This is a genomic window from Aeromonas sp. QDB03, from assembly GCF_027707985.1.
In the GTDB taxonomy this organism is placed as follows: domain Bacteria; phylum Pseudomonadota; class Gammaproteobacteria; order Enterobacterales; family Aeromonadaceae; genus Aeromonas; species Aeromonas hydrophila.
Genome location: NZ_JAPCJG010000002.1, coordinates 420,736 through 441,467, shown reverse-complemented (window position 1 = coordinate 441,467; position 20,732 = coordinate 420,736). Strand labels below are relative to the sequence as shown.

22 protein-coding genes and 1 other RNA gene are annotated in these 20,732 nt (G+C 62.1%); 7 read left to right on the top strand and 16 right to left on the bottom strand.

Annotation, left to right across the window (positions count from 1 at the left end):
- Positions 1–78: 78 nt before the first annotated feature.
- From PG900_RS06755 to smpB, 3 genes are all read right to left on the bottom strand, one after another.
- Positions 79–1,350, bottom strand: coding sequence for an integrase domain-containing protein (locus tag PG900_RS06755; RefSeq protein WP_104452560.1), 1,272 nt, complete (start codon positions 1,348–1,350; stop codon positions 79–81).
- 173 nt (positions 1,351–1,523) lie between these two features.
- Positions 1,524–1,883, bottom strand: a transfer-messenger RNA (tmRNA) gene (gene ssrA / locus PG900_RS06750).
- 119 nt (positions 1,884–2,002) lie between these two features.
- Complete coding sequence (smpB, locus tag PG900_RS06745) at positions 2,003–2,491, bottom strand: SsrA-binding protein SmpB (protein WP_011705343.1); 489 nt, start codon at positions 2,489–2,491, stop codon at positions 2,003–2,005.
- Positions 2,492–2,660: 169 nt separating this feature from the next.
- On the opposite strand from smpB, the gene PG900_RS06740 reads away from it, so the two are divergent.
- Complete coding sequence (locus PG900_RS06740; RefSeq protein WP_011705344.1) at positions 2,661–3,095, top strand: SRPBCC family protein; 435 nt, start codon at positions 2,661–2,663, stop codon at positions 3,093–3,095.
- Complete coding sequence (locus tag PG900_RS06735; RefSeq protein WP_016350142.1) at positions 3,088–3,435, top strand: RnfH family protein; 348 nt, start codon at positions 3,088–3,090, stop codon at positions 3,433–3,435. Before PG900_RS06740 ends, PG900_RS06735 begins: the two co-directional genes overlap by 8 nt.
- A 127-nt stretch (positions 3,436–3,562) precedes the next feature.
- Here the strand turns inward: PG900_RS06735 and PG900_RS06730 are convergent, their stop codons facing one another.
- The 3 genes from PG900_RS06730 to yiaY form a co-directional block, all read right to left on the bottom strand.
- Positions 3,563–4,198 carry an NAD(P)H-binding protein gene (locus PG900_RS06730; RefSeq protein ID WP_270831124.1) on the bottom strand — a complete coding sequence of 212 codons (636 nt, stop codon included), beginning with the start codon at positions 4,196–4,198 and terminating at the stop codon, positions 3,563–3,565.
- Positions 4,199–4,322: 124 nt separating this feature from the next.
- Positions 4,323–4,661 (bottom strand): outer membrane protein assembly factor BamE, encoded by a 339-nt coding sequence (locus PG900_RS06725; RefSeq protein ID WP_011705347.1) that lies wholly within the window; start codon positions 4,659–4,661, stop codon positions 4,323–4,325.
- A 135-nt stretch (positions 4,662–4,796) separates the two neighbouring features.
- Positions 4,797–5,948 carry an L-threonine dehydrogenase gene (gene yiaY / locus PG900_RS06720; protein ID WP_270798661.1) on the bottom strand — a complete coding sequence of 384 codons (1,152 nt, stop codon included), beginning with the start codon at positions 5,946–5,948 and terminating at the stop codon, positions 4,797–4,799.
- A gap of 392 nt (positions 5,949–6,340) precedes the next feature.
- On the opposite strand from yiaY, the gene udp reads away from it, so the two are divergent.
- Entirely contained in the window at positions 6,341–7,096 is a 756-nt protein-coding gene (gene udp, locus PG900_RS06715) for a uridine phosphorylase (protein ID WP_011705364.1), read from the top strand.
- A gap of 121 nt (positions 7,097–7,217) precedes the next feature.
- Here the strand turns inward: udp and PG900_RS06710 are convergent, their stop codons facing one another.
- Positions 7,218–7,982 carry an RluA family pseudouridine synthase gene (locus PG900_RS06710; protein ID WP_270831123.1) on the bottom strand — a complete coding sequence of 255 codons (765 nt, stop codon included), beginning with the start codon at positions 7,980–7,982 and terminating at the stop codon, positions 7,218–7,220.
- Positions 7,983–8,133: 151 nt separating this feature from the next.
- Between PG900_RS06710 and rihA the strand changes: the two genes are divergently transcribed.
- Both rihA and PG900_RS06700 read left to right on the top strand, forming a co-directional pair.
- Positions 8,134–9,069, top strand: a complete 936-nt coding sequence (gene rihA / locus PG900_RS06705; RefSeq protein ID WP_270798657.1) for a pyrimidine-specific ribonucleoside hydrolase RihA — start codon at positions 8,134–8,136, stop codon at positions 9,067–9,069.
- A 34-nt stretch (positions 9,070–9,103) separates the two neighbouring features.
- On the top strand, positions 9,104–9,574 hold the full coding sequence (locus tag PG900_RS06700) for a hypothetical protein (RefSeq protein ID WP_024943856.1): 471 nt from the start codon (positions 9,104–9,106) through the stop codon (positions 9,572–9,574).
- A 238-nt stretch (positions 9,575–9,812) separates the two neighbouring features.
- On the opposite strand, the gene PG900_RS06695 is transcribed toward PG900_RS06700, so the two are convergent.
- The 3 genes from PG900_RS06695 to PG900_RS06685 all read right to left on the bottom strand — a co-directional run bounded on the left by PG900_RS06695 (position 9,813) and on the right by PG900_RS06685 (position 12,468).
- On the bottom strand, positions 9,813–10,109 hold the full coding sequence (locus PG900_RS06695) for a winged helix-turn-helix domain-containing protein (protein WP_029303501.1): 297 nt from the start codon (positions 10,107–10,109) through the stop codon (positions 9,813–9,815).
- 28 nt (positions 10,110–10,137) lie between these two features.
- Positions 10,138–10,668, bottom strand: coding sequence for a DUF1523 family protein (locus PG900_RS06690; protein ID WP_016350163.1), 531 nt, complete (start codon positions 10,666–10,668; stop codon positions 10,138–10,140).
- A gap of 177 nt (positions 10,669–10,845) precedes the next feature.
- Complete coding sequence (locus PG900_RS06685) at positions 10,846–12,468, bottom strand: methyl-accepting chemotaxis protein (RefSeq protein WP_270798654.1); 1,623 nt, start codon at positions 12,466–12,468, stop codon at positions 10,846–10,848.
- Positions 12,469–12,632: 164 nt separating this feature from the next.
- Here PG900_RS06685 and PG900_RS06680 point away from each other — a divergent pair, with 164 nt between their 5' ends.
- A complete protein-coding gene (locus tag PG900_RS06680; RefSeq protein WP_011705371.1) occupies positions 12,633–13,265 on the top strand; it encodes a LysE family translocator in 633 nt (210 codons plus the stop codon).
- A 253-nt stretch (positions 13,266–13,518) separates the two neighbouring features.
- The gene (locus tag PG900_RS06675) at positions 13,519–14,307 is read left to right on the top strand and encodes a DUF1460 domain-containing protein (RefSeq protein ID WP_270798652.1); all 789 of its coding nucleotides are present in this window, start codon (positions 13,519–13,521) and stop codon (positions 14,305–14,307) included.
- A 94-nt stretch (positions 14,308–14,401) separates the two neighbouring features.
- Here the strand turns inward: PG900_RS06675 and PG900_RS06670 are convergent, their stop codons facing one another.
- The 6 genes from PG900_RS06670 to dapE all read right to left on the bottom strand — a co-directional run bounded on the left by PG900_RS06670 (position 14,402) and on the right by dapE (position 20,717).
- A complete protein-coding gene (locus PG900_RS06670; RefSeq protein WP_270831122.1) occupies positions 14,402–15,610 on the bottom strand; it encodes a cation:proton antiporter in 1,209 nt (402 codons plus the stop codon).
- A 34-nt stretch (positions 15,611–15,644) separates the two neighbouring features.
- Positions 15,645–16,748, bottom strand: a complete 1,104-nt coding sequence (locus PG900_RS06665) for a beta-N-acetylglucosaminidase domain-containing protein (protein WP_024943852.1) — start codon at positions 16,746–16,748, stop codon at positions 15,645–15,647.
- A gap of 42 nt (positions 16,749–16,790) precedes the next feature.
- The gene (locus tag PG900_RS06660; protein ID WP_011705375.1) at positions 16,791–18,518 is read right to left on the bottom strand and encodes a potassium/proton antiporter; all 1,728 of its coding nucleotides are present in this window, start codon (positions 18,516–18,518) and stop codon (positions 16,791–16,793) included.
- A gap of 242 nt (positions 18,519–18,760) precedes the next feature.
- The gene (locus tag PG900_RS06655; RefSeq protein ID WP_005298986.1) at positions 18,761–18,907 is read right to left on the bottom strand and encodes a hypothetical protein; all 147 of its coding nucleotides are present in this window, start codon (positions 18,905–18,907) and stop codon (positions 18,761–18,763) included.
- Positions 18,904–19,593 (bottom strand): M15 family metallopeptidase, encoded by a 690-nt coding sequence (locus PG900_RS06650; RefSeq protein WP_270831121.1) that lies wholly within the window; start codon positions 19,591–19,593, stop codon positions 18,904–18,906. Before PG900_RS06650 ends, PG900_RS06655 begins: the two co-directional genes overlap by 4 nt.
- The gene (dapE, locus tag PG900_RS06645; protein ID WP_270831120.1) at positions 19,590–20,717 is read right to left on the bottom strand and encodes a succinyl-diaminopimelate desuccinylase; all 1,128 of its coding nucleotides are present in this window, start codon (positions 20,715–20,717) and stop codon (positions 19,590–19,592) included. The genes PG900_RS06650 and dapE overlap by 4 nt, the downstream gene beginning before the upstream one ends.
- Positions 20,718–20,732: the final 15 nt, after the last annotated feature.

The following is a 20,732-nucleotide window of genomic DNA, read 5'->3' as shown; positions in this document are numbered from 1 at the left end:
TATCGGTAGGTGGATAGGGCCTTCAATATTTCTTTACGTCAAAATTCCATATAGTCCGGGCAATTAGTCAGATGTGGGCTACTCGCCCACAACTGTCAATGCTCTAAAACCGCTAGCCAGAGAGAGGTTCCCTTGGCTAGCCTGTTCAATGTGGTTGCTCCACCACATCATCATTATCACTCGTTGCTCAAAGTAATCTGCACGATTATAGGCACGGCGGATCTCGTTCTCGTCTGCGTGAGACAGTGCTGCCTCGATGGCATCAGGGTTGAATCCCTGTTCGTTTAGAGTGGTGCTACCCAGCGAGCGCAAACCGTGGGCCACCAGTCGTCCGCCATAGCCCAGTCGCTTGAGGGCGGCATTCGCGCTCTGGTCGTTGATGTGGCCGAGTGGATCACGGTAGCCAGGGAACACGAAGGGGCGGTGGCCACTAATCGGTTTCATCCGTTCCAGCAGGGATATTGCTTGTGGTGTCAGAGGGACTCGGTGCGGGCGTTCCTTCTTCATCCGATCTTCAGGGATGTTCCAGACTTTGGCATCGATATCGATCTCATCCCAGCGAGTACCTGCGGATTCGCCTGGGCGAACCAAGGTATGCAAGCTCCATTCAATTTGGCAGCGTGTTGTGAGGTCTAACCTCCCATTTGCAATGTCTGCCATCAGATGTGGCAACTCGGCTGGCTTGAGGGTCGGCATGTGCTTTTTGGTGGGTTTCTTGAATACCTTACGAATGGCAGAGCAAGGATTAGCCTGGAGAAGGCCATGATTGACGCTATAGTCGAGAATTTCGTTAATCCTCTGGCAGAGGCGACGTACAGTCTCATGTTTGCCATCTGCTTCAATTGGGCGAAGAATTTCAATAACTTTAGGCGCACGTATCTGGTCTATGGGCATTGAGCCAATGAAGGGCAACACATAGAGTTCAAGGGAGCGCCACGAATCGGTGGCATAGGCGTCTGTCACATTGTGGCGTTTCAATTCCAGCCATTTGCACGCCATGCGTTCGAACGTGTTGGCACTAGCTTCTTGCTTGGCTTGAGCTGTGGCGATCTGTTCTTCTTTATGGAGCTTGGGATCAATGCCTTGGGCCAGTAGGGTGCGGACTTCTCGCCGCCGCTCTCTAGCAGCGGCAAGGGAGACTTCTGGATAAGTACCAAATCCCATGTTGGTGCGCTTTTTATCGGCTGGTTTTTGGTACTTGAAAACCCATCTTTTCCCTCCGTTAGGCTTAACTCTCAGCTCTAACCCTTCCCCATCAGGTAAGGTTAACTCTTTGATGTCTGCTTTGGCTGTTTTCACTTTAGTGTCAGAAAGCCGGTTTGTTCCTGTCTTACGCGTCTTCTTGTCCATGCCGCCTCTTAGTACCACTGAATTTAGTACCATCGCCCTTGTGGTACTAGTAATGGTACTAAATGAGCTGGTTTCTGGCGACTTCCTCGGACTACTGAGGACAACAAAAAACCCGCAAAGCCTTATGCTATGCGGGTTTCTTGGACTTCGTTGGTCACTGTTGGACCGGTATTTGGTGGAGCTGGGGGGATTTGAACCCCCGTCCAAAATTACTACATCCTTGGCACTACATGCTTAGTCACTCTTTACATTCGCCAACCCGCTGCGGAGAGACACGCCACGAATTGACTAGCTCGATTGGTTTTAATGCTTCCGCCCCGAGCAGGACTTCCACACGATCCTGTGAAGGATGACCTTCCGATTCCCTAGGACACAGGCAAGCTAGGGTAGAAGGGCTCAGCGCAGGTTATTAAGCTGCGAGTGCGTAGTTTTCGTCGTTTGCGACTATTTTTTTGCGGTTTATTAACGAGGCCTACCGCACCTCGGCATGCACCTTGGGTTTCGTGAATCTTGTCGAATCCAGAATCAGCCCCAAGTTGTTAAGAGCGATTGTACGCAAAAATCCTGTCATGGCAAGGCGTTGATGGCAATCGACCGGCCTTGGCCGGTCGATTGCTGGTTTATTGGGCGGCGCCCGGCAGGCGGCGCACCATCAACCGCGGTGCTTGTTCTTCATGATGCGCGCTTTTTCCCGATCCCATTCGCGGGCCTTGGTGTCTTCGCGCTTGTCGTGCTCTTTCTTGCCCTTCACCAGGCCGATCTCGACCTTGACCCAGCACTGTTTCCAGTAGAGGGCGAGGGGAACGACGGTGTAGCCCTGGCGGGCGATCAGGCTCTCGAGCTTGTCGAGTTCACGGCGGCTCAGCAGCAGTTTGCGGGTCCGGGTCGGGTCGCACACCACATGGCTGGAGGCCGCTTGCAGTGGCAGGAAGCTGGAGCCGAACAGGTAAGCCTCACCATCGCGGAAGATGACATAGGCTTCGCTGATGTTGGCCTTGCCCGCCCGCAGAGATTTGACTTCCCACCCTTGCAGGGACAGACCCGCCTCGATCTTCTCTTCGATGAAGTATTCGTGGCGCGCGCTTCTGTTGAGTGCAATGGTGTTGGACCCGGCTTTGTTTTTACTGTTTTTTTTGCTCATGACGGGCGATTTCCGGCAATGACTGGGAGGAGGGCATTATACGTGGGCAAGGGCGGCTGTAAAACGCGCAGCGGGTCAACTGATGGCTTTATGAGCAGTTTGACCGAGGTTTTACCTCCACAAGATGAAACATGATGATAAAATCGCGGCGATTGGATGAGGAAAAGCCATGCCCCGTATTACTCGCAGTGCCCTGGTGATGTTCAGCGCCGAACAGATGTTCAGGCTGGTCAATGATGTTCACGCTTATCCGGAGTTCCTGCCCGGTTGTGTCGGCAGCCGTGTCCACGAAACCGGCGATGACTATATGACGGCCTCGGTCGATGTGGCCAAGGCCGGGATTGCCAAGACCTTTACCACCCGCAATCTGCTCGATGCCAACCGGCAGATCAAGATGGAGCTGGTGGAGGGGCCTTTCAGCAAGCTGGCGGGCTGGTGGACCTTCACGCCGCTGGACGTGGATGCCTGCAAGGTAGAGTTCGATCTCGACTTCGAGTTCACCTCCAAACTCATCGAGCTGGCCTTCGGCCAGATCTTCCGCGATCTGGTGAGTTCCATGGTGCTCGCCTTCTCCAACCGCGCCAAGGTGGTGTACGGTGCCTGATCAACTCAACATCGAAGTGGTTTACGCCCTGCCCGAGCGGCAGACGGTGCTGCGGCTGCGGGTGCCTGCACAGACCTCGGTGCTGGCCGCCCTCGAGCAATCCGGCATTGTGCAAAAACACCCCGAGATCGATCTGACGGTCAACAAGTTCGGCATCTACAGCCGACCGGTCAAGGGCTCCGAGTTGCTGCAAGATGGCGATCGCATCGAGATCTACCGTCCGCTCATCGCCGATCCCAAGGAGATGCGCAAGAAGCGCGCCGAGAAGGCCAAGGAAGAGGGACGTGCCGACGTGGTCACGGGTGGCCGTCCCAATGCCAATCGCAAACATTCTGACTAAATGCCTGCATTGGCAGGCATGATCCTTCGTATAAAAGGTTCCAGCACTGGCACGACACCGCATATAAAAAAGGCGCCTTGGCGCCTTTTTTGATCCCGTCATCTACCCGCCAAGTCGAGGGGCTTCACTACAGCTGGAGCAGCCGCTCGTTCTCGACCACTTCGCAGCCGGCGGGCTGGCGGGAGAGGGCGATCATGGCGCGGGCTACCTGGCCGGCCTCGATGGCGCGCCAGCGGCGCAACCTGCCTATCAGGAGCGGCTTCAGCAACGGGTAGATGGCCTGGAAAAACTGCTCCGAGCGGCGCGGCGGCTGGCGATCTCCCAGCAACATGGCGGGGCGCACGATAGCGAGTCGTGTCCAGGACTGGGCCAGCAGAGCCTGCTCCATCTCCCCCTTGGTGCGCGGATAAAGGGCAGGGGAGTGCGGGTTGGCCCCCAGGCTCGAGACCACCACCAGCCGCTGGCAGCCGTGGCGGCGGGCCAGCTCGGCAAAGGCCAGCACATAGTCAAGGTCGACCCGGCGAAAGGCCTCGGGCGAGCCGGCCTCCTTGCGGGTAGTACCAAGGCAGCAGAAGGCGAGATCCACCGGTTCGGGCAGATTCACCGCGGCCAGCATATCTAAATTGACCGGCAGCCAGTGGCGGGCGGGTTGCGGCGGCCCGGGCTTGCGGCAGAGCAGGGTCAGTTGGTGCTCCGCGGGCAGTTGCCGCACCAGCTCACGGCCGATGAGGCCGGTGGCTCCGGCGATCAGGATCCGGCTCATGCTGCTCTCCCTGTGTGATGAAAGTGACGCCCGCATCCGCTGAGGGGCTGCCCTCTGCCAGCGGGTCGTCCGTGGCTGGCGGCGCTAAAACAAAACCGGCGCGAGGCCGGTTTTGTGGATGGGATCAGAGCGGGGTATGGAAGGCCGCTGGCAGCGGGAAATCGCCGGTGACCGTGGCCAATCTGTCGTTGGCAAAGGTCAGGGTGAGCTCCTTGCGCTCTTTCTCGCCGCGCCCCGGCTGGAATTCATAGAGGTAATACCAGGTGTTCGGGTCAAAGCCATCGCGCAGCATGGCGGAGCCCAGCACGAACTCGACCTGCTCGCGGGTCATGCCCTGGCGCAGTTTGTCGACCTGTTTTTGTTCCACATAGTTGCCCTGAGGAATATCGATGCGATAGACCAGGCTGCAACCGGACAGGGTGAGGGCGGTCAGGGCCGCGGCAATCAGGTGTTTCATCCGCATATCGAGTTCAGATCATCCATTCAAGTCTTTTTAAGCTCGGCAAATCATACCGGCTCCCTCTACGGAAGTAAAAAGCCATTGATCCATCAGCCAATAAAAAGGGCCGCCATGCGACCCTTTCTGCCGATTGCGCCCTTACATGGCGGCGCGGAAGATGGCGACGATCTCTTCGTGGCTCGCCTGTTTCGGGTTGGTGAAGCCGCAGGCGTCTTTCAGGGCGTTCTCGGCCAGCAGGTTGAAGTCATCGGCCTTGACGCCCAGCTGCTCCAGCCCGGCCGGGATCTTCACGTCCAGCGCCAGCTGCTGGATGGCGGCAATGGCGGCGGCGGCCCCTTGCTCGTCATTCATGGCGCTCACGTCCACCCCCATATGACGGGCTACATCCTTGAGCCGGCCGGCGCACACCTGGGCGTTATAGGCCTGTACGTGGGGCAGCAGCACGGCGTTGCACACCCCGTGCGGCAGGTCGTAGAAGCCGCCCAGCTGGTGGGCCATGGCGTGCACGTAGCCCAGGCTTGCGTTGTTGAAGGCCATGCCGGCCAGGAACTGGGCGTAGGCCATCTGCTCGCGGGCGTGCAGATCGTCGCCCTGATTGACCGCGGTGCGCAGGTGCTTGGCGATGAGCTGGATGGCCATGATGGCGCTGGCATCGGTCACCGGGGTGGCGATGGTGGAGACATACGCCTCGATGGCGTGGGTCAGCGCGTCCATGCCGGTGGCGGCGGTGAGGCCGGCGGGTTTCGCCAGCATCAGCTCGGGATCGTTGACCGACATCAGCGGGGTGACGTGCTTGTCGACGATGGCCATCTTCACGTGGCGAGCCTCGTCGGTGATGATGCAGAAGCGGGTCATCTCGGAGGCGGTGCCGGCGGTGGTGTTGATGGCGATGAGCGGCAGCTGCGGCTTGGCGGAGCGATCCACCCCTTCGTAATCCTTGATGCTGCCGCCGTTGGCGGCCACCAGGGCGATGCCCTTGGCGCAGTCGTGGGGGGAGCCGCCGCCTAGCGAGATGACGCAGTCACAGCCATTGGCCTTGAGCATGGCCAGACCCGCTTCCACGTTGGTCATGGTCGGGTTGGGTTTGGTCTCGTCGAAAACTGCGCTTTCAATGCCATGTTCTGCCAGCAGGCCGGCGACCTTGGCGACCACGCCGATCTGGTTGAGGATCTTGTCGGTGACGATCAGCGCCTTGCGATGGCCATAACCCTTGATATCGGCTGCCGCCTCTTGCAGACAGCCTGCTCCCATCAGGTTGATAGCGGGAATGTAGAACTTGAATGTCGCCATGATGGACTCCGTTTTATTAGCCATTAAGTGGTATGCGGGCGCCAACATAACATCGTCAGAGGGGATGAAAAGGGGTCAATGGTATCTGCTTTGCAACTTTATGGACTCGATCACGTACCGGAAACATGGGGCGCGACAGGGATTGACAAGGGCCCTTGCCCGTTCGCGGGAAGAAAAACGTTTTTCAATTAATTCATCAGGTTAGCAAACGTTTTGCGCCGAATTTGTCACTGTCAATGCAAGGAAGTGTGAGATGCTTCAAGGAATTGGAAAGCGCTTTCGACCATAGTTGGCGCCTCCCCGACGAGGGGAGTGAAGGCTTGAAAGTACCATAAAGAATCATCTTAACTTGCGCCCTGACCATGCTGGTGGGGAGCAACCAGGAGTCCACTATGTCTGATGTATTTCACTTGGGTTTGAAGAAAGCGGATCTGCAAGGCGCCACCCTGGCGATCGTCCCTGGTGATCCCGAGCGCGTGAAGCGCATCGCAGAGCTGTTGGATAACCCGGTGCACCTGGCCAGCCATCGTGAATTCACTACCTGGCGCGGCGAGATGGACGGCAAGGCCGTGATCATCTGCTCCACCGGTATCGGCGGCCCGTCCACTTCCATCGCGGTGGAAGAGCTGGCTCAGCTGGGCATCCGTACCTTCCTGCGCATCGGCACCACCGGCGCCATCCAGCCGCACCTGAACGTGGGCGACGTGATCGTCACCACCGGTTCCGTGCGCCTCGACGGTGCCAGCCTGCACTTCGCGCCGATGGAGTTCCCGGCCGTGGCCGACTTCGACTGCACCACCGCGCTGGTCAACACCGCCAAAGAGCTGGGTTCCAAGCTGCACATCGGTGTGACTGCCTCCTCCGATACCTTCTACCCGGGTCAGGAGCGTTACGACACTGTATCCGGCCGCGTCGTGAGCCGTTTCCAGGGTTCCATGAAAGAGTGGCAAGCCATGGGCGTGCTGAACTACGAGATGGAATCTGCCACCCTGCTGACCATGTGCACCAGCCAGGGCCTGCGTGCCGGTATGGTGGCTGGCGTCATCGTCAACCGTACCCAGCAGGAAATCCCGAACGCCGAGACCATGGCGAAAACCGAATCTGATGCCATCAAGATCGTACTGGGCGCTGCCCGCAAGCTGATCTGATAGCACCACCACGAGTGGGGGGTGGGGGCCGTTGCGAAAGCACGGCCCCTATCTTTATCCGCCGTTTACCGCTTTGCCCCTCTTCTGCTTGCCTGCCCCTTCATTTCTTCCCTGTTCCAGGTTACCCCGGTTGCCCCGTCATGGCGGCCAGCGCCTGCGCAAAGGGCGCCTCACAGCGGATCTGCATCGGCTCGCCGCTGACCGGGTGGACAAAATCGAGTTCACTGGCGTGCAGCATCAGCCGCGGCGCCAGCTCGCAGCCGGGCGGCAGCAGGCCGCCATAGAGATCGCAGCCGAGAATGGGATGGCCCAACAGCTGGCTGTGGATACGTAGCTGGTGGGTGCGACCGGTCTCCGGCACCAACCGCACCCGGGTCAGCGGCACTGTCTGTCCCTGCATCTGCTGTTCCAGCCGCTCAATCACTTGATAGCGGGAGCGGGCGGGTTTGCCGTTGACGGCGCAGATGCTCATCAGCGGAAACAGCGCCGGATCCTTGGCGATGGGGGCATCGATCACTCCCTCATCGTCGACCAGATGGCCACACAGCAGAGCGCTGTAGGCCTTGCTCACCGCCCGCTGGCTGAACTGGCGGCAGAGCAGGGCGTTGATGGCCTTGTTCCTGGCCACCAGCATGATGCCAGAGGTGCCAAAATCGAGGCGATGGACCAGGGCGCAACCGGGGTAAGCCTGCACCAGCCGATGGTGCACCGAGTCGAGGTTCTGCGGGTTCTTGCCCGACAGGCTCAGCAGGCCGCTCGGCTTGTTAATGAGCAGCAGGTGCTCATCCTCGAACAGGATCTCGATGGTGGCCGCACAGGGCGGGGCGATGAAGGTGTCGACGATGACGGACATGGGGCGCACGGTTAGAAAAGGGAGGGGGATCATACCCGAACCGGCGAAGCGCGGCGAACTGACTTGAGTGCCGCCGGCAAGTGATTGATCTGTTTGGCCAAGGCGTTTTGTGACTCCCTCCAGAGTTAATTCTGCCGCCGCTTGCTAAGGTATGGCTCCCTGTCATGTTGTAAGGAGTCCGTCCATGGCGTTGCCCGTTATTCTCGATTGCGATCCCGGCCACGATGATGCCATCGCCCTCATCCTGGCGCTGGCCAGCCCTGAACTCAAGGTGCTGGCGGTCACCACCAGCGCCGGCAACCAGACGCCGGACAAGACCCTCAACAATGCCCTGCGCATCCTCACCTTGTTGGGGCGTGACGACATTCCGGTGGCGGCGGGGGCTCCCAAGCCGCTGGCCCGCGAGCTTATCATCGCCGACAACGTCCACGGCGAATCGGGTCTCGATGGCCCCAAACTGCCGGATCCGGCCTTTGCCCCCGTGGCCATGACCGCCCTTGAGCTGATGGCCAAGTGCCTGCGCGAGAGCCCGGAGCCCGTGACCCTGGTGCCGACCGGCCCGCTCACCAATATCGCCCTGTTGCTGGCGGCCCACCCCGAGCTAAAGCAGAAGATCGCCCGTATCGTGTTGATGGGCGGCGCGGCGGGGCCAGGCAACTGGACCCCGGCGGCGGAATTCAATATTTATGTGGACCCGGAAGCGGCCGATATGGTGTTCAAGTCGGGGCTCCCCATCACCATGTGCGGGCTGGATGTGACCCATGAGGCGCAGGTGATGGACGAGGATATCGAACGGGTGCGCGCCATCACCAATCCGGTGGCCCAGTGCGTGGCCGGGCTGCTCGACTTTTTCATGATCTATCACCGGGATCCCAAGTGGGGATTTGCTGGCGCGCCGCTGCACGACCCCTGTACCATTGCCTGGTTGCTGGCCCCCGCGCTGTTTCACGGGGTTGAGTGCCGGGTCGATATCGAGACCGGCGGCACCCATACTAGCGGCATGACGGTGGTGGATCGCTACGGTCTGACCGGCAAAGCGGCCAATGCGCTGGTGTTGCTGGGGCTGGATCGGGCCGGTTTTATCGATCTGCTGGTCACGCGGCTGCGGGCCTTTGACTGAACGCAGTTCCACTCTTGCAAGAAGGGGCGAAGCGATGTGGAAGACAGGGCTGGCACTGCTGGCCGGGTTGCAACTGACGGGGTGTGCCACGCCGTTCGAGTCGATGTGGCAGGGGCTGGCGACCTGCGAGCTGGATGATCTCTATCTCGACAGCGAGACCGGCCAGCCGGTGCACCCGCAGCTCAAACAGTTCACCCCCTACAAGGTGACGGACGGCTTTGCCTGGTACAAGACCCGCCAGGATCTGCACGGTCTGCCCATCAGCGGCTTTCTCATCCCCTCGTCCACTTTCGAGGTGCATGCCCTGTTCGTGGATACCCCCATCGCCAATGCGCGGCGTCTGACCCACAACGCCTATGGCAGCGAGTTTTCCGACGAGCAGCAGCACGACGCCGGGCTGGCGCCCCTGCTGTTGCGTGACCCCAACAACCCCAAGCGCTCCATCATCGACTGCACCAAGGGGGAGACCCAGGATCCATTGCCGGAGGAGCCGTTCCCCGAATGAGGACTCTGTCGGCCGGGCCACTCCTGGCTGACAAGATACAAGAAGGGCCAGCCTTGTCGGCTGGCCCTTCTTTATTTGGCGGATTGGATCCTGTTGCAGGCTGGCTTGCTCAGCCTGCCCCAGTCACAGACGATCAAGTCCGTGGCTTCAGGGGTAACCCAATGTCATCCTTGATGGCCGGCAGTTGGGCCTTTATCCAGGCAGGATTGCTCGGATTGTCCCCCAGTCACAGACGACCTCAGGGGTAACCCAGCGTCTCCTTGATGGCAGGCAATTGCGCCGCGATCCAGGCGGGATTGATGGGCCCCCAGTCACTGATGCGATAGTGCCCCTGCAGATGACGAGCCCCCTCGGTCTGCTCGAAGCCGCAGCTGATGTCCAGCTCGGCCAGGGCGCTGAGCGTATCCTGCGCGGTGCGGCGCGGCATGCCGGTCGCCTCCATGATGGCCGGCACCGTATCCGTGCCCTGGCTGATGAGCCAGGCCACGTAGAGCCGGCGATAGAAGCTGGTGCGCGTCTTGCTCGGCTCACTCATTGTCCGTTCCTCCGGCAAGCGGCGTCGCTCATATCTCGTCCTCGAGCCGATCGAAGTAGCGCCAGGTGGCGATGGCAGCCTTGCCCATCACCAGAGCCCAGATGCCGAACCAGAACCAGCGGAAGAAGCTCCAGGTGGAGGCGTCGGGCTCGGTGCTCTCAATCTTGGTGACGTTGGGGAACATGGAGAACATGTTGATGCGCCAGCCGTAGGAGGTAATGATGGCGAGCCGCTTTTCGAACTCCATCGACTTGGCCTTGGCCTGCACGTCGGCGGCGTTGAACTTGAAGTAGAAGGGCCAGCCCCACTCGGTGTCTTCGTTGCGGAACACGCGGATCTTCTCACCGGGTCGCTCGGTATAGATGTAGTAGACGTCGGTGGTGGGACCGTCGGCCGGGTTCTTCTGGCTGATGGGGCCATCCTTGTCGGTGCGTTTCACCTCGACCCCGGTGATGGTGGCGATGGTGTGCTCCGGCAGATAGAAATCGAGCCAGATGGCGGAGACGAGGGCGATGAGCCCGAGGCCGATGAAGGCCGGTTTCTTGAAGGACAGCTTCATGATGATCTCGCATGAGGGGGAGTGACGTGCCTCTACCATACCCACATTTGGTGAGGTAGCCCAGCCCCCAATGAAGCCATGTTATAAAAAAGAGCGTTTAAAACAACAACAAGCCGTCAGCTTCATTAACAGCAAGGCCCCGGATCCGGGGCCTTGTCTGTACTCACGAGGGCGTGGTTACAGCTGGAACTGGGCCAGCTGCTTGCGCTGCTGCTCGGCGAGCTGTGACAGTTCGTGACTGGCGGCGGCACTCTGGCTGATGCCGGCCGCGTTCTGGTTGACGATCTCGTGGATGTTGGTGATGTTGCGGTTGATGTCGGCGGTGACACAGGACTGCTCCTCGGCAGCGGTGGCCACCTGGGCGTTGGCGCCGTTGATCTGGTTGACCGCTTCGGTGATGCAGCCCAGCAGCGCCTGCACCTCGCCGGAGAGCTGCTGGTTGTGGGCCAGGATGGCGAGGGTCTCCTGCACGCCGCTGTTGGCCGACTGGGACTGGCTCTGCAACTGCTCGATGATGGCCTGGATCTCCTTGGTGGAGTCCTGGGTGCGGGCCGCCAGCATGCGCACCTCGTCGGCCACCACCGCAAAGCCGCGGCCGGTTTCGCCGGCGCGGGCGGCCTCGATGGCGGCGTTAAGCGCCAGCAGGTTGGTCTGCTCCGAAATCCCCTGAATGACCTCGATCACCTTGCCGATCTGCTCGGACTGGGACTTGAGTTGGGCCACCTGCGCGGCGGCGCTCTCGAGGCTGCCCGCCATGCGGCTGTTGGCCTGGATGCTCTCGGCAAACAGCGTCAGCCCCTGCTCGACCCTGTCGTTGGCATCGCGCGCCAGTTCATCGGCCAGGGCGGCGTTGTGGTTGACGTTGTCGGCGGTGCTGGCCAGCTCGGTGACGGCGGAGGCGACCTGCTCGGTCTCGCTGCGCTGCTGCTGGGCGTTGGCTTCGGACTGGGTCATCACGGCGGCGAGCTCGGTGGCGGCGGAGGCCACGTTGCCGCTGATGCCGGTCAGGGTCTGGATGGTGTTGCCAAGCTGGGTCAGGGTCTGGTTGATGTCGGCGGCCAGCTGGCTTAGCTCGTTGTCGCCGTCGGCAGCGGCGCGCACGTTGAAGCGGCCCTGGGCCACGGCGCGCATCACCTGCTGCAGCTGGCCGATGGGGCGCACTATCTGGCCGGACAGCCACCAGCCGCCAAACAGGGCAGCCAGCAGGGCCGCCCCCATCAGCAGCAGGGTGCGCAGCAGGGTTGAGTGGTAGTGGGCCTGCTCCTGGGCGATCTCATCCTGGATCAGCTGGTTGATGTGGGCGGACATGGCATCAATCTGCTTGATGAGATCTTCCCCCAGCTCGCGAAAGCGCAGGCGGGCCTGCTCGTAGGCGGCGGGATCGCCGCTGCCCTGGTGCTTGGCGGCCAGCAGCGGCAGCATGTTGTTGCGGGTGTGGCCGAGGTAGGCCTGCAGGGCGGCCGCCACCCGGCTGTTGTCCTGCTCGGCGCCGGTGATGACCAGTCTGGCCAGGATGGAGCCGATCTCCTGCTCGGCGGCGGTGAGGTCACCGGGCAGCGTGGCAAAGCGTTCGGGGTCGTAGAGGCCATAGATGGCGGTGGTGCGCAGCCGGTAGGTGGCGTGGATCAGGGTAGCGATGTCGTCCTTGTGACGGGTCACGCTGACGGTGGTGTCGTTCATGTCGCCGATGGCGCTGTCGATGTCCTGCTTGCCGATCCCGATCATCAGGATCATCAGCAGGCTGGCGAGCAGGAGAGGAATGAGTACTTGCAGACGGATAGAGAGATTATTCAATGACATGAAAGATCCTGACCCAGAAGAGGAACAAGGCGGCATCTTACACAGGCGCGACAAACCTTGTCACAGGTTTTTATGGCTGAAATCATGCTGAACGAAAAGGTTTTTTCTTGTGTTAAATGAATGTGATAGGCAAGATCGTCGGTCTGTTACCATGGAGGTGTAGTGTGTCCGACTGGATCGATCCCGCCATTCTGGCGCTGTTTATTCCCACGTTCTTTTTTGTCTCCGTGACTCCCGGCATGTGCATGACCCTGGCGATGACCCTCGGCATGAGCCTGGGGGTACGCCGCACCCTGCACATGATGTGGGGCGAGCTTATCGGGGTCGGCCTGGTGTCGGTGCTGTCGGTGATCGGGGTGGCGGCCGTCATGCTCAACTACCCGGCGCTGTTTGCCGCCTTCAAATACGTGGGCGGCGCCTATCTCATCTGGCTCGGCATCCAGATGTGGCAGGCCAAAGGCAAGCTGGCCATTCCGGCGGATCTGTCGGCGGCCCAGGAGACCCGTCCCCTGGCGCTGGCCATGCAGGGTTTCGTCACCGCCATCGCCAACCCCAAGGGGTGGGCTTTCATGGTCTCCCTGCTGCCCCCTTTCATCAACGCGGCCAAGCCGATGGCGCCGCAGATCAGCGCCCTGGTGGCCCTGATCCTGGTCATCGAGTTCTCCTGCCTGCTGCTCTACGCCAGCGGTGGCCGCACCTTGCGCCACTTCCTCGCCAAGAGCGGCAACGTCACCCTGATGAACCGGATCGCCGGCTCCCTGATGTTTGGCGTAGGGGTCTGGCTGGCACTGGGTTGATGCCATCGCTTGCCAGCTGGCCTGACTCTGCCGAAAAGCCCCGCCCCGCGGGGCTTTTTCGTGATGCCTGCGGATACAAGGACCGACCATGGATGTGCTGATCGGGGCGGGATGGGGGAGGCTGGCCACATTTGCTTACATTTATCCGGTTTGCAAACGGTCGCAACATCGTCAGTCTCGAATGGCATTTGCTTGCGGCCGCAAGAGGATGCAAACGGTCCGTTTTTAACATTCTGAGCAAGGAGAATTAAGGATGATGAGGCTAACCAGCGTTGCATTGCTGCTCTTTGCCGGCGCGGCGGTCGCCGGCAAAGAGAGGAACCTCGATTTTTACAACATCGAGGAGCCGCAGCTTATCGAGCTGTTTGCCCGGCCGCAGGGCTCGCCGGGTCAGTCGATCAGGGATTTTTCCGGGCTCTTTCTGGGCAATCCCTACGTCGCCAACCGGCTGGTCGGCTCGAACGATACCCAGGAGCAGCTGGTGGTGGATTTTGGCGAACTCGATTGCTTCACCTATCTGGATTATGTCGAGTCGCTGCGTCGCGCAACGAGTGTGCATCACTTCATCGAGAACGTGATGCACACTCGTTACGTGAACGGTGAGGTCAACTACCTGACCAGAAAGCACTTCTTCTCTGACTGGGTGCATGGCGACAACCGGGTGAGCGACGTGACCCATCTGGTGGGCGGCGCCGTGGTGACCACGGCCAAGCAGCTCAACCAGAAGGCGGACGGTGGCCACTACATTCCTGGGTTGGGGGTGACGGCACGGGACATCACCTACATTCCCTCCGCCAGCATCGATGAGAACACCCTGAGCCTGCTGGAAGAGGGCGACTACATCGGCATCTATACCGATCTCGCCGGGCTCGACGTCACCCACACCGGCATCTTCATCCGTGGCGAGAACGGCCCCGTGCTGCGCAATGCCTCCTCCCTCTCGAGCAACATGCAGGTGGTGGACTCCCCCTTCCTGGAGTATGTGCAGAACAAGCCGGGGATCCTGGTCTACCGGGCTCAGGCTGAGGGGGAGAGCTCCTAGGGCTGGTTTGGCTATGGCCGGCACGTGCCTGACAAAAGAAAAGCCCCGGGGTAATCCCGGGGCTTTTTTGTTGGCGGCGTATCCCCTTAATAGGTCAATGGGGCTTGAAGCGGGCGACCCAGGGGTTGGCGCTGATGCCGTGCAGGATGACGCTCAGGATGATGGTGCAGAGCACGGTGGCGATGATGGGTCGCTGGCCGAGGAGGGCCGGCTCGTGCTGCAGCACCATCACCGCAAAGACGATGCTGGCCAGCCCCCGTGGCCCGAACCAGCCGATGAAGAGCTTGAGCTCGGGCTTGAGGCCGGTGCCGATGAGGCTCAGCCAGACCGGCAGCATGCGCAGCAGGGTGAGGCTGGCGGCGGCATAAAGCCAGTATTGCCAGTGCAGCAGCGCCGTCAGCATGGGCATCAGGGTGGCGCCGAACACCATCCAGATCACCACCGAGAGCAGATCACCGTACCCCTCGCAGCTGTCCATATAGGCGTGCTTGTGCTCCCCCAGTTTGCGGCCGATCAGCAGTCCGCCCACGAAGGCGGCGATGAAGCCGCTGCCGCCCAGGGTCTGGGCCAGCGCGAAGCAGAGCAGGGCCAGCCCGGGCATGGTGAGCTGGCGCCAGAGCGGCAGCTGCCAGCCGTTGAGGTAGGAGGTCTTGAGCAGGCGCAGGGTGAGGCTGGTCAGCCCCCAGGCTACCAGTAGGCCGATGCCAATCTCCTCCAGCAGCAAGGTGAGAGCCAGCAGGCCGGTGCCGCTGTGCTCCTCGGTGGGGGCGATGAGGGCGAGCAGCAGGAGCAGCACGGGTACGCAGATGCCGTCGTTGAGGCCGCTCTCCTGATTGAGCCCCTCCCGGATGGGGGCGGGTACTGCCGGGTTGCTCACCACCGCCTTGCCGAGTGCCGCATCGGTGGGGGCGAGTATGGTGGAGAGGATCGCCATCTCCAGCAGCGGCAAGTCGGGGAAGAGCCAGTGACCGAACAGGGCGCCGGCCGCCAGGGTGAGCGGCAGCCCGATCAGCAGCAGCCGGATGGGCAGGGCGCGGTTGGCCAGCAGCACCTGCCAGTTGGTGTTGGCCGCGTCGCTGAACAGCACTATGACCAGGGTCAGCTCTGCCAACAGCTTGATGCCGTCGCTGTCGATGGAGAGGGAGAGCAGCTCGATGCCGCCCGGCCCAAGCAGCCAGCCCATCAGCAGAAACAGCAAGGGGCCGTTGACGAGGCGGGATTCAAAGCGCCCGGCGATCAGGCTGTAGACCAGCAGAAAGGCGGCGATCACCGCCAGGTTCTGGTAAATCAGGGACGCATCCATGCAGCCTCCTGTGGCAGGGTCTCTGTGGTGGGGGTCAGTCGGTCAGGCAGTCCGGGTCGAACACGTATTCGCCATCCAGCCAGCGCAGGATCTCGCCGACGCAGGATTGGTCGCGAAACGGCAGGTAGCGGGCCTTGAGATGGGCCACCTGCTCAGGGGTCAGCTGGGCCAGCCCTATGTCCTGAAACAGCGGCAGATCGGCCTGGATCATGGCGGAGATCTGCGGGCCGCAGGTGGCATTGAGGGAGGCGTGCAGCGCTTTGTCCGGATCGTACTGCTTGCCGAGCTTGTAGCTCATCGGCAGGGTGGCCAGTGGCAGCACCGACAGCGCCGCCTGCTTCATGGGGTTGACCGCGTGGCCCGAGGTCAGCTCGGCGAGTTCCGCCGGGCGGTTCTCGAAAGCGCGCAGGTGCAGGAAGCTGCTGGCCTTGCTGCCATCGTTGACCGGGTAGTTGTCCCACAGGAACGGCTTGCGATGCAGCCACTCGGCCACCTGCTTGAGGTGGGCTGCCGGATAGTCGCTGGAGCAGACTTTGGGGCCGGTCCAGAAGATCTCGAAGCGCTTGTCCAGCCCCTGCCCCAGATCCTGCAGATAGTGGGGCGGCATGGCGCCGAACACCTTCTCCAGCACGGGGTCCGTGCTGTAGTAGCTCGGGCAGAAGAGCAAGCGGCCTGCGCGGGTGTGGGCCGCGATGTCGTGGGCGATGGTGAGCTGCCAGTGGGCGAGATCCGGGGTATCCCCCTTCATGTCGTCAAACAGCACGGCCAGGATGTCGGGTTTGAGCTCCTCTTCGATGAGCCGCACCTTTTCCAGCAGGGCCGGCCGCTGGCGGGCATAGTCGTGGTGCGCGCCCATGGGGCTCAGGCCCACCCCGAAGGCGAGGCCGTTGTCGCGGCACTGGCGGGCGAGCTGGCGCAGCGCCTCGAGCTGGGCGGCAGGCCAGGGCTTGGCCCAGTGCTTGCGCAGGTAGCCATCTTCCTTGGGGGCATAGAGATAGAAGCCGTAACCGTGGCGGGGCAGCCACTGGGCATAGCGGGCACGGGCTTCCCAGCTCCAGCCCTTGCCAAAGAAGCCCTCGATCACCCCCAGCTGGGGCGAAGGGGGTTGCAAGCCGGACAACAGGGTTTGGTAAGGCATAGGTAACTCCCTTCTCGCAGAGGACGAGGCAGACAACGACGATCAGACCGGATCTTCTTCCAGAAAGCGCACCCCGATCTTGCGGGGCTCACCCTCGTCCATTTCGGCCACGGTCCAGATCAGTCCCTGCCATTCGACGTGGTCGCCGACCACCAGATTATCGCCCAACTGGTGGGCAATGAAATGGCCAAGGGTCTGATCCGCCACCTCGCTCACATCCAGCCCGTAGAGCGGGGCGAGATCCACCAGGTTGGCGGCCGCCTCCAGTAGGAAGTCGCCGAAGAAGCGCGGGCCCAGATCCTGCTCTGGCGCCTGGCTGAACAGCTGGCCGAGGGCGGGCAGGTCGCGCTCGTGGCCGATGACGCAGAGGATGTCATCGGATTGCAGACAGGTACTGCCCGAGGGGTGCAGCAGCTCCTGATCCCGGAACAGGGCGCAGATGCGGGTACCCTTGGGCATGCGCAGATCCCGCAGCGGCGAGCCGATGCACCACTTCTCGTCGCTCAGGCGGTAGACAAAGGTCTCCCACTGGCTGTCGAGATCGATCTCGAGCCCGGAGCGGTTGATGGGCGAGGGGGGCGCCGGCACTTCCACCCGCGCCAGCCTGGAGGCCAGCGGCAGTGAGCTGCCCTGCAAGATGAGCGAGACCAGCACCACGAAGAAGGCGACATTGAAGTAGAGCTGGGCGTTGGGCAGCCCCGCCATCATGGGGAACACCGCCAAGATGATCGGCACCGCGCCGCGCAGGCCGACCCAGGAGATGAACCAGCGCTCGCGGGGGGCGAAGTTCTTGAACGGCAGCAGCCCGATCCAGACCGAGATGGGGCGGGCGAACAGGATCATCCACATGGCCAGCGCCAGCGCCGGCAGGGCGATGGGCAGCAGCTTGTGGGGGGAGGCGAGCAGCCCCAGCACCAGGAACATGCCGATCTGGCTGAGCCAGGTCAGGCCGTCCAGCACCGACAAAGTGGTGCTGCGACTGCGCAGGGAGAGGTTGCCGAGCAAGAGGCCGGTGAGATAGATGGCGAGGATGCCGCTGCCGCCCACCGCCGTGGTGAGGGCGAAGATGAGCAGGCCGCCGCTGACGGTGAGCAGCGGGTAGAGGCCGGGGGCCAGCTTGGCGCTGTTGATGAGCTTCCACAGCAGCCAGCCGCCGCCAAGGCCGATGCCGGCGCCCAGCCCGAACTGCTTGAGCAGTTGCAGCAGCAGAAAGCCGGCGTTGAGGTCTTGCTGGGCGCTGGCCAGCACCTCGATCAGGGTGACGGTGAGAAACACCGCCATGGGGTCGTTGCTGCCCGACTCTATCTCCAGGGTGGCGCTGACCCGCTCGTTGAGGCTGCGCCCGCCGAGCAGGGAGAACACCGCCGCCGCATCGGTGGAGCCGACGATGGCGCCGATCAGCATCCCCTGCATCAGGTTGAGGTCAAACAGCCAGGCGGCGGCCAGGCCCGTGAGGCCGGTGGTGATGGCCACCCCGACCGTGGCCAGCGACAGCGCGGGCCAGAGCGCCACCCGAAACGAGGAGACCCGGGTGCGCATGCCGCCGTCGAGCAGGATGATGGCGAGCGCCAGGTTGCCCACCAGATAGGCGATGGAGTAGTCGGCGAAGTGGATGCCGCCGGGGCCATCTTCACCGGCCAGCATGCCGACAGCGAGGAAGATCACCAGGATGGGGATACCGAGACGGGAGGAGAGCGCGCTCAACAGGACACTGGCGCCCACCAACAAGGCCGCGACGAGGAAAAAACTGTTGATGGTGACGGCATCCAATGGCGAACTCCTTCTGTCAAAATGCAAATCAGGCACATTATATGCAGTTTGTTGGGCTCGGTGTGGCTTAATTGTGCATTTATTTGCAGTTTTTTACATTTTCGGTGTCATGGCTGCGAAGGGTTCTGGCCATCAAAAGGGGGTCGCCGGCGTCGCCAGCGCGATGAGCAACGTGACCATGTTCACAAAGTGGACAGATAGCGACAGGGGCACCCGTGGGTGCCCCTGTCGGCGGACTCGAGTCAGTCGTCCTCGTCGTCCTTCACTTCCCGGATCTTGTCCTTGTAGCGGGGCAGCTCTTTCTCCAGTCGCTTCATGTCCTTGATGGCGTTGAGAAACAGGCCGAGCAGGAAGAGCAGTGGCAAGCCTATCCAGAGCCAGAGGTTCATGTGCTACTCCTTTCGTCGGTGGCCAGGGTGACATAGCGGGTCAGGATCTCGTCGAGGTTGGCCAGTATGGTCCCCTTGCCTTCAATATCCGCCTGTTGCAGGCAAAGTGCCAGCGCGGCCGGGTCGAGCCGCTGCTCGCGGGACTCAGGCGCAAAGCTGATGTGCCAGGGCTCGTAGGCAACCCCGCTGCCGGCACCGGCCGGTTTGGCGTAGGGCAGGAAGAAGCCGAAGTCGTTCATGCGATCCTCAAGCCACTCGCTCAGGTCGGCGAACCAGCCCCCGGCTTCATACTCCCAGGGCTCCAGCGCCAGCCTGGTGCCGGCGGGCAGGCAGTCCGGATCGTAGATGTCGAGATCGGTGCCCCAGTGGTGGCGGCTGGTGCCGGGCAGGGCGCTCCAGCGCAGGATGGCGTGGAGGCGCTCCTCGTCGCTCAGTTGCAGGGCGTCGATGGGCTGGCTGTGGGCATCGAGCAGCGGCCGCTCGCCGCGCCACTTGCCATTCCAGATGGCGAGCTGGCGATCAAAGCCCCGCCAGCTGGAGGCGGGCTGCAGGTTGAAGCCGGCGTGGGCGGCGGCCACCTGCATGTCGTTGAAGGCCGCCGCGGTGGCGGCCGTCAGCCGGTGCGGGCCTTGCCCCACCAGAATGAGGTGACCTTCATCCAACCCCAGCAGTTGCTCCTGGGTCATGCCAGCAACCTCGCGAGCACCCCTTGGTACATGTCGGCCAGCAGATCCAGATCGTCCGCCTTCACGCACTCGTTCACCTTGTGGATGGTGGCGTTGACCGGGCCCAGCTCGATCACTTCGGCGCCGGTGGGGGCGATAAAGCGCCCATCGGACGTTCCCCCCGTGGTGAGCAGGGCCGGCTGCTGGCCGTTCACCGCCTCGATGGCAGAGACCGCCGCCGCCAGCAGCTTGCCGGTGTCGGTGAGGAAGGGCTGGCCGGAGAGGGTCCAGTCGATCTGGTAATCGAGACCGTGCCTGTCCAGCAGGGCTTCGACCCGCTCACGGATATCCAGGTCGGTCAGCTGGGTGCTGAAGCGGAAGTTGAACTGGACGTGCAATTCGCCGGGAATGACGTTGGAGGCGCCGGTGCCGGCCGAGATGTTGGCTATCTGGAAGCTGGTGGGCGGGAAGTAGGCGTTGCCCTCATCCCACACGGTGGCGGCGAGCTCGGCCAGTGCCGGCGCGGTTTTGTGAATGGGATTGTCCGCCAGATGGGGGTAGGCGACGTGGCCCTGCACCCCGCGCACCAGCAGATCGCCGGTGATGGAGCCGCGCCGGCCGTTCTTCACCACGTCCCCCACCACGGCAGTGGAGGAGGGCTCGCCGACGATGCACCAGGTGATCTTCTCGTGGCGCGCTTCCAGGGTATCGATCACCCGGGTGGTGCCGTTGATGAAGGGCCCCTCTTCATCGGAGGTGATAAGAAAGGCAATCGACCCGGTGTGATCCGGATGCTCGGCCACAAAGCGTTCGACCGCCACCACCATGGCGGCCAGCGAGCCCTTCATGTCGGCGGCGCCGCGGCCGTACAGCACGCCATCCTGGATGGTCGGCTCGAACGGCGGGGTGTGCCATTTTTCCAGCGGGCCGGCGGGCACCACGTCGGTGTGGCCGGCGAAGCAGAACAGCGGCCCCTCGCTACCACGGCGGGCCCAGAGGTTGGTGGTGTCTTCGAACACCATGGGCTCGATGACGAAGCCGAGCTTGGCGAGGCGCTCCGCCATCAGGGTCTGGCACCCTTCATCCAGCGGGGTAACGGAGGGGCGGCGGATCAGATCCTTGGCCAGTGCGATGACATCCGACATCAGCGTTCCTTAGCA